The sequence below is a fragment of the Mucilaginibacter sp. genome (assembly GCF_028288105.1).
Classification (GTDB): domain Bacteria; phylum Bacteroidota; class Bacteroidia; order Sphingobacteriales; family Sphingobacteriaceae; genus Mucilaginibacter.
Window position 1 is genome coordinate 1 of sequence record NZ_JAQBOI010000017.1, and the last position, 7,208, is coordinate 7,208.

Genomic DNA, 7,208 nt, shown 5'->3' on the forward strand with positions numbered 1-7,208 from the left:
TATGGATAAATATAAGGTAGTTCGTTATCACATTTATGCAGCAGCTTAAGGGCTAAATCCTGATGGCCTTCCTGTACAAGGTTTTGTGCAAGATCTAAAAACGTGGTCATTAGCACCGGGTAAAACATAGTGGTAGATTCATGATCAAGGTATTTGGCAGTTTTATATTTGCCATACTTAAACTTGTTCATCATGTTATCATACATTACCAGGCTATTTGTTTTGCTTAGCTGATCGTGGTTGGCCGTATCTGGTTTTAAAGGTAACAAGCGATAAGTAAAGCCCTCTTTATATAGGTATGGCTGTAAACCAATAAGGTTGCTGTTGCCAATAGTTGTGGTAAAGCAAATAGGCCTTTTCCAGTTATTATGAGCAAGAATATCCAGCAGGGCAAGGTTATCTTTAGTTATATAGTTTGATGTGTATGTCCACTCTATAGCAGGGGCCAGTTTATCTTTTTGCTCGGGTGTTATCACCTTGTTCTTCATCACATCATCCGCGTTAACGGTTAGTTTGAAGTGTTTGGTTGGCAAATAATTAACAGTTTCGCCACCCTGGTTTTGGCCCTGTGTGTTCTTATCATCCGATGTAATAAAATCAAATACTTCCTTCAGCTCAACCGAACCTGTGATTTTAGAATCGTTAAAGTAAATGATATCCCTTACGCCATCCTTATATTTATCATAAGGCATAGTGATAGGTAAAGGTTCAGACTGGTTCATTTTCTTTTGCATCTGGCGTATGTACCAATCGCCGCTAAACAGGCTCAGGTTAACAATGCGCACATCCGGGCGTATACCTTCTACTTCCTGGTCGTACCATAACGAGTAGGTATCGTTATCACCGTAGGTAAACAAAATAGCGTTTGGCGGGCACGATATCAGGTAATTGTAAGCCATATCATGCGCTGTCATTTTTGTAGAGCGGTCATGTCCCGGCCATTCTTTAAATGCCATTAATACCGGCGCGGCCAGCAAGCAAATACCGGTAGCAATATATGCCGCTGTGCGGGCGTTCAGTTTTCTGCTGATACCATCAGCAATAGCAATAACGGCCAGGCCTATCCAAATAGCAAAGGCATAAAACGACCCCACATAGGAATAGTCCCGCTCCCGTGGCTGCACCGATGGCTGGTTTACGTATAATACAATAGCTATACCGGTAAAAAACCAAAGCAGGGTTATAATAAGGGCATCTTTCTTTTTACGTTCAAATTGGTAAACCATGCCTATCACTCCTAAAATAAATGGCAGGGCGTAAAGTGGGGTATAAGTAGGGCTATCCACTACAGATTTTGGCAAATGCCTGCCGCCGTCAAGTATCCCGCTGGTCCAATTGCCGTCAATGCTTTCGGTGCTTTGCTGCCCATCCTGGTCGTTATAGCGGCCTACAAAGTTCCACAGAAAATAACGGAAATACATCTGGTAGATCTGCCAGCTGCCCATCCATTTAATATTATCTACAAAATTTGGCGCCTGCCCTTCGGGTATATTTAGCCAGTCACGATAAAACTGTACGTCGCTACCATCAGTACTATACATACGTGGTAAAAAAGTTGTATGATCATACTCATAGTTAGCCCTTTTACCGGCAATTTCGTATTTGTCTTTTCCCTTGCGATAGATGGTACTGCCGTCGGTTTGGCCGGTTATCTGGGCATCAAAATATGGGCCGGTAAGCAAGGGGTTCTCACCATATTGGATCCGGTTTAAATAACCGTATAGGGTAAAGGCATTATCGGGGTGTGAGTTATTCAGGTTGGTATTTGCCGATGCCCTGATAGGGATGTAGGCAAACGAGCCATATCCAAAATAAATGAATGCAATACACAAGAATGCCAGGTTAAGCGTTGGTTTGTTTTTGCGGATACTGTAAATTATACCGGCAACAATGCAGGCTATAAGCAGTATAAAAAAGAAGAATGCTCCGGTGCCAAAACCCAGCCCAAGTGTATTCACAAAAAACAGGTCGAAAAACGCGGCGAACTTTATTGTGTAGCCCCTTATGCCATATTGTACAAAACCAAGTATAGCTATGCTCACTAAAAAGGCGATAAGCGCACTTTTTGTAGTCACTTTTTTATACCTGCGGAAGTAATACACCAGGGCGATAGCCGGGATAGTTAATAAATTAAGCAAGTGGATACCTATAGAAAGCCCCATAACATAGGCTATAAAAATTATCCATTTATCGGCGCCGGGCTCATCTGCATGGGCATCCCATTTTAATATAGCCCAAAATACTACTGCAATACAAAGTTGAGATAACGCGAATACGATGGTTTCGACAGCTGAGAACCAAAAGGTATCGGTATAAGTGAACGCCAGCGCGCCAACCAAACCTGCGCCCATAATAACGGTGGTTTGTGCATCGCCAAAAGTTTTTTCGCGATTGGCAAGCAGCTTTTTTGCCATAGCGGTTATCGTCCAAAACAAAAACATAACTGTAGCGCCACTCGCAATGGCCGAACCCATATTAGTGAAATACGGTACCTTGGTATTATCGCCCAATGATAGCAGCGAAAACACCTTACCCAGCATAGCAAACAAAGGGTAGCCAGGTTGGTGTGATACCTGCAGCCTGTATGCGCACGAAATAAATTCGCCACAATCCCAAAAACTTACTGATGGCTCTAATGTTAAGATGTAGGTTGCTGAAGCTATAACAAAGCAAAGCCAGCCAAAAAGGTTGTTAATTTTATTGTATTGCATCCTGTATGGGTATAATTAAGCGCGCAAATATCAGTATTTTTTGTAGCTTGATGATATAATAACAGAGCAGCCTAAGCAAATTTAACAGAAATTAACTGTTTGCGTGGCGGCTATACTTTAATTAGCACCTTAAATTTTAATGTTACAATAAATAACACTTATTTTGTTGAGTATGCAAAAAAACTATACCAGGCTGGCAGGTAAATTTATTTTAGTGTTGTGCATAATAATACTATCGGCCACGATAAGTAAGGCGCAATCGGTTTATTTGCCACAATCGTATCAGCTGTATCAAAAATTTAATGCCGATATATACTCCAAAAGCAGCCGGATGCATACATCGCTGCGCCCATTTCTTATAGATAGTACATTAAACACAAGGTATGATCAGTTAATGGACCTTGGGGTTGATACCAATCGCAAAAACTGGTTTTTACGCAAGATATTTAACGAGCATTTAATAGATGTAAAAACCAAAGATTATACCTTTTACGGCGATATACTTTTAGAAAACACCTTTGGCCACGATTTTAAGGATAAATCAAACGAACCCATAAACTTTAAGCCAATTGGTTTTGGCCCAAATGCCAGGATAGGTTTAAATACGCGCGGTTTCCAATTTGGCGGTACGGTAGGTACAAAATTCTCTTTTTATACCAGCGGTTTTGAGAACCAGGCATCCTTCCCCGATTATTATACCGATTATGTTAAACAGATCCGGTTCATTCCCGGCCAGGCTTATGACAGGTCACCGTCTAAAAGCTATCGCGATTACTCTTATGCAACAGCAATATTATCATACACTCCAATAAAACAACTGAACATTACCTTAGGGCAGGATAAAACCTTTATTGGCGATGGTTACCGCTCTATATTACTATCAGATAATGCCGCACCTGCACCTTTATTAAGGTTAACCGCTAATGTTGGCCAGGTGCAATACATGATGATGTGGACTTACATGCAGGATATTAACCTGCCTAAGTTTGACAGCTTTGGCGGCAATCGCCGTAAATGGGGCCTGTTCCATTACCTGGACTGGAACGTAAGCAACAGCCTTTCGTTAGGGTTCTTTAACGCTTACATAGTTCCCGAGGCCGACGACCAGGGTAACCGCCGTGGTTTTGACGTTAACTTTATTAATCCGGTGCTGTTTGCAAGCAGTTTTGGTCCGTCGTCGCAACCGGGCAATGCTTTGGTGGGTTTTACAGGTAAGTACAAAATATTTGATAAAAGCGCACTATATGGGCAGTTATTGTTAGATCGCTTTAAGACCGGTAATTTCTTTGAAAGCAGCAATACCGATAACACAGGTGGTTTACAATTGGGCATCCGCGGGGCAGATATATTTGGTGTGAAGAACCTGAATTACTTGTTTGAATACAATACCGTTAAACCATATACCTATTCGGACGAGCAGGCTATAAGCGCCTACACGCTTTACAGCCAGCCATTGGGCGACCCGCTGGGCGCTAATTTTAGAGAATTTATAGGGATATTGAATTATTCTGCAGGCAGGTTTGATTTTCAGGGCCAGCTAAACTATGCCAAATACGGATTGGATGCCACAGGCCAAAACAATGGTAAGGATGTTACCAAACCCTTTGTACCAACGTTAAATACAACAAAGGTAGGGCAGGGCATAAGCACCAATCTTTACTATGCCGAAGGCACAGTATCATTTATGGTTAACCCCAAATACAATCTCCGTTTTGAGCTTGGGGGTATTTACCGTAGAGAATCTAACGCGATAGATACAAAAAATGCCGCTATTATCTCTTTCGGGTTAAGAAGCAGCTTCAGGAACTTGTACCACGATTTTTAAGGGATTGTATGAGAAAATTATACCTAATTCTATTATTTACTGTGATTTGCTGCGACGCATTCTCCCAGGAATTATTAAATAAAACCAAAGCTGAAATTAATACCCTTTTGGCTAAACAGGGTGGGGTTTTAAGTATGCAAACAGGAATAAAAAAAGGGAGCATGTTTTTTAAAATCCCATATAACTTATTGATGTATTCCTTCACAAAACCCAGTCAAAAGATTAATGGCGTAAATGGTATGCAGTTACTGTTAAATGAAGGTAAATGTTTTCAATACACTGTTTTTTATTTAGACCTTAAGTATAAGAAGGAATTGATAGCTAAATTTTCTAATTCAAGATTAAAACATGTAGATAATCAATTGCTTTGGCAGAATAAAGTGGAAGGCTACGAAATGGAGATAAACGATATTAATGGTATACCTATGTCAAGCGGAAATTTTATACCAGTATTTAATCTTAATGTGCGTAAAACTGCGGATAAATATAATTTTTAACTAATATAGTTTTATAGCGGAAATTGCTTAAGCAATTAAAAGGAGATAGTAACATCAGACTATTGTTTACTAAATCATTCTCAGTTGCCTTTAGCAATTAAGACCTTTCGACTATCTTTGATATTCTATTTTAAATTATGGCTACAGAAGTTAAGTGCCCAAGCTGCGGACATGGTTTCCCTATTGAGGAAGTTATGGCCGAAGAATATAAGCAGCAGCTAAGGCTGAAAATGCAGGATTATACCCGCCAAAAAGAAGAAGAGTTCCAGAAAAAGGAAGCAGATTTTACTACCCGCGAAAAACAGCAGCAGGAAGCCTTTGAGCAGCGCCTTGCCGGCGAAAAGAAAGCCCTGCAATTAACGCTGGAAGAGAACCTGCGTAAATCAATCGCATCAGATTTTGAGAACCAGTTGCTGATGCTGCAAAACTCGGTGAATGCCAGTGCCGAAAAACTAAAGGAATCGCGCCAGAAAGAGCTTGAGTTTTTACAGCGCGAGCAATCTCTCAAACAAAAAGAAGAAGAGATGGAAATTGCCTTGCAACGTAAATTGCAGGAGCAGCGCGCCGAACTAAGTGAACAGATCCGCAAGCAGGAAACCGAAAAATACAGCATAAAGGATACCGAACACCAGCTAAAGGTGAAAGAGATGGAGAAACAACTTGAAGACCAGAAAAAATTGGTTGACGAGATGAAGCGCCGTGCCGAACAAGGATCAATGCAGTTACAGGGCGAGGTGCAGGAGCTGATACTGGAAGAACAATTAAGAAGCTATTTTCCGTTTGACTTGATAAGCGAGGTAGGCAAAGGTGTACGCGGGGCCGATTGCGTGCAAACCGTGCGTAACCAGTTTGGGCAGGAATGCGGCCGTATTATTTATGAGAGCAAACGTACAACCGCTTTTGCAGGCGACTGGATAGATAAGCTAAAAAAAGATATGCGCGCCATGGGCGTTGATGTTGCCGTTATTGTAACCCAGTGCTATCCAAAAGGCATGGACTGCTTTGGCGAGAAGGATGGTGTGTGGATCTGTAGTTTTGATGAGTTAAAGGCTGTATCATACATTTTGCGCGATGGCGTGGTTAAACTGGCCAATATGGCCAAAGCCCAGGATAATAAAGGCGATAAAATGCATTTGCTGTATGATTACCTAACCAGCAGCGAATTTTCTGAACAATGGAAAGCCATAAGGGAAGGATATATGAGCATGCGTATATCTATCCAAAAAGAGCGTGATGCCATGGAGAAACTTTGGAAAGCACGCGAAAAACAGTTGGAAAAGGTTTTATTGAATGCAGCCCACATCAAAGGTTCAATAGAAGGCATTGCCGGCACAGATGTTATACAACTAAGCCTTGGCGATGAGGACGAACCTTTACTGCTCGAATAAGGATTAATACAGATTAATTAATATTTATACGCATAATACCAGCCTTTCTATGTAGATTTAGCTTTATTTCCGCTCATCCAATATTACTTCCCGGTACTTCTATCATCCCGCTAAGTTTTTTAGTAATTCTACAATGATTAAGATTATACTGGCCGAAGGTCATAATGTTGTGCGTAATGGTATCCGTTTGCTTTTAGATAAGGAAATTGATATTGAAGTAATTGCCGAAGCTAACAATGCTAAAGAGGTACTGGAGATACTCAATGATGGCCTTAAGCCAGATATTATATTAACCGCTATTAACTTACCTAACGTGAGCGGTATCGACCTTGTAACAAAGGTACGTTTAACCCATCCTGATATTAAGGTTGTAATGCTTTCCATGATCGAGGAAGAAAAATACGTTATACAGGCTTTTAAAGCAGGTGCTATTGGTTACATGCTAAAAAGTGTAAATGAGTTTGAATTGGTTTATGGAATAAGGCATGTGTATTTGGTTAATGAAAGATACCTGTGTAACGAACTTGCCCTAAGGCTTCTTGATAAGCTATTACGTATACCCGAAAATAAATTTGACGTGCACGTAAATGATATTGAAATATCAAAAAGAGAGGTAGAGATATTGTCGCTCGTATCAGAGGGCTTCACCAATCAAGAAATAGCAGATAAGCTTTTTACCAGCAAACGTACCATTGAAGGGCACCGCCAGGGCCTTATCGAAAAAACAGGAACACGCAATACCGCCGCTTTGATCAGGTATGCGGTTTTAAATAGTATTATAGAATAA

The 7,208-nt window shown here is 40.8% G+C and carries 5 protein-coding genes; 4 read left to right on the forward strand and 1 reads right to left on the reverse strand.

The genetic code is table 11. From position 1 onward, the window contains the following. The coding region (locus JWQ85_RS00975; RefSeq protein WP_299462554.1) for a DUF2723 domain-containing protein at window positions 1-2,711 on the reverse strand (2,711 nt) is incomplete at its 3' end. 172 nt (window positions 2,712-2,883) lie between these two features. Here JWQ85_RS00975 and JWQ85_RS00980 point away from each other — a divergent pair. The 4 genes from JWQ85_RS00980 to JWQ85_RS00995 all read left to right on the forward strand — a co-directional run bounded on the left by JWQ85_RS00980 (window position 2,884) and on the right by JWQ85_RS00995 (window position 7,208). Next, on the forward strand, window positions 2,884-4,536 hold the full coding sequence (locus JWQ85_RS00980; RefSeq protein WP_299462556.1) for a gliding motility protein RemB: 1,653 nt from the start codon (window positions 2,884-2,886) through the stop codon (window positions 4,534-4,536). A gap of 8 nt (window positions 4,537-4,544) precedes the next feature. Next, window positions 4,545-5,033, forward strand: coding sequence for a hypothetical protein (locus tag JWQ85_RS00985; RefSeq protein ID WP_299462559.1), 489 nt, complete (start codon window positions 4,545-4,547; stop codon window positions 5,031-5,033). A gap of 137 nt (window positions 5,034-5,170) precedes the next feature. Beyond that, window positions 5,171-6,421: a DUF2130 domain-containing protein gene (locus JWQ85_RS00990; RefSeq protein WP_299462562.1), complete on the forward strand. Its 1,251-nt coding sequence runs from the start codon at window positions 5,171-5,173 to the stop codon at window positions 6,419-6,421. Between the two features lie 133 nt (window positions 6,422-6,554). Beyond that, window positions 6,555-7,208, forward strand: coding sequence for a response regulator transcription factor (locus JWQ85_RS00995; protein ID WP_299462565.1), 654 nt, complete (start codon window positions 6,555-6,557; stop codon window positions 7,206-7,208).

Excerpts from the sequence above, each read along its gene's own strand:
- JWQ85_RS00985 (WP_299462559.1), top strand. The coding sequence starts at position 4,545 with ATGAGAAAATTATACCTAATTCTATTATTTACTGTGATTTGCTGCGAC.
- JWQ85_RS00990 (WP_299462562.1), top strand. The coding sequence starts at position 5,171 with ATGGCTACAGAAGTTAAGTGCCCAAGCTGCGGACATGGTTTCCCTATT.
- JWQ85_RS00995 (WP_299462565.1), top strand. The coding sequence starts at position 6,555 with ATGATTAAGATTATACTGGCCGAAGGTCATAATGTTGTGCGTAATGGT.
- JWQ85_RS00980 (WP_299462556.1), top strand. The coding sequence starts at position 2,884 with ATGCAAAAAAACTATACCAGGCTGGCAGGTAAATTTATTTTAGTGTTG.